The sequence below is a fragment of the Streptococcus oralis subsp. dentisani genome (genome assembly GCF_003944205.1).
Lineage (GTDB): Bacteria > Bacillota > Bacilli > Lactobacillales > Streptococcaceae > Streptococcus > Streptococcus oralis_BH.
Genome location: NZ_RJPH01000036.1, coordinates 1 through 1,124 on the forward strand (window position 1 = coordinate 1; position 1,124 = coordinate 1,124).

General features: G+C 28.7%; 2 protein-coding genes. Both read right to left on the reverse strand.

What is annotated here, in order from left to right:
- The coding region (locus D8805_RS09910) for a BtrH N-terminal domain-containing protein (RefSeq protein WP_125417124.1) at window positions 1-863 on the reverse strand (863 nt) is incomplete at its 3' end.
- On the reverse strand, window positions 860-1,124 hold a 265-nt coding region (locus D8805_RS10195), incomplete at its 5' end, for a hypothetical protein (protein ID WP_221762870.1). The genes D8805_RS10195 and D8805_RS09910, both read right to left, overlap by 4 nt.

Sequence of the window (1,124 nt, forward strand, 5' to 3'; positions counted from 1 at the left end):
TTTTTGGATAAATCAAAATAAGAATTTCCTATCTCTTTGTATTTTAAATTTAAACTATTATCTGATACTTGATTTAAAAATCTTGCATACATTCTACGAAAATTTCCACCCCCAGTACCTAATCTTTCCATGAGATAAGAATATGTTGTAATCGCATCCTCAAAATTCTTTTCCCTTATAATTAAATTAATGTCTTTTTTAAACATGCTTATACCAGGCAGTCCCATTTTATATGCAAATGGGTTTTTCATACGATTAATATTTAACAATATCGAGTGTCTTATATTGGAAAATTTCTTCCTTTCGGAACTGATAAGTAAAACTTTATACGCATTATGCGAACTAACATTTCCAGATGAATTTCTAGCTTTTGCTAAATCTTCAAAAGAAACAATTAGTGGCTCACTCCATCTATGATCTAATAACTGCACAGTTCTTGATTTTTCATTATAGCCACATAATACCGCATTATGAAGACCAAAGCCAATATTTGCTAAATTTGATAAGTAAGGTTTAAAGTAGGGCAAATCTCTAATAGAAAGATCAAGGATGACTGGAATGTCCTGATCAATATATGATTTCACTTCCCGCCATGCAAGCTCATTATCATCAAAACTACCAGTTATAATGGTCCCTCCAAGTGCATTAATTGCATTCAGTTCTACACTCTCATTTTTTCCAGATAAAAAATACTCATTACTGTTTGCATAATATTGATAAATAAAACCCAGGCCTGAACCTAACCCAAAAATATAATCCTCACTTAAATTATAATTATAATAGTTCAATACATTTTTTAATGCCGTTGTAGAACAATTTGAGCCCAAACAGCTTTTCTCAATTAATCTCTCGATTACTTTCATACTAATATCCCTTCATCTAAGTTTGCACAAATAAAATACTTTTTATTGTATTTTTTTAGTAAGAAAAAAATCATAATTATTTGAAAAAGTGTTAAAGTCTTATTTTTTCTATTCCACGATACATAAAGTTTATCACTCTTAGAAAAAAACCATATATATTCTTCTTTTTCTAAATAGTTGGTCCACTTAAAAAATTTTTTTATAATCTGACTATCTACAATTAAAAGTACTGGAGCAGTTTTAACTGATTCAAGCAAAGAT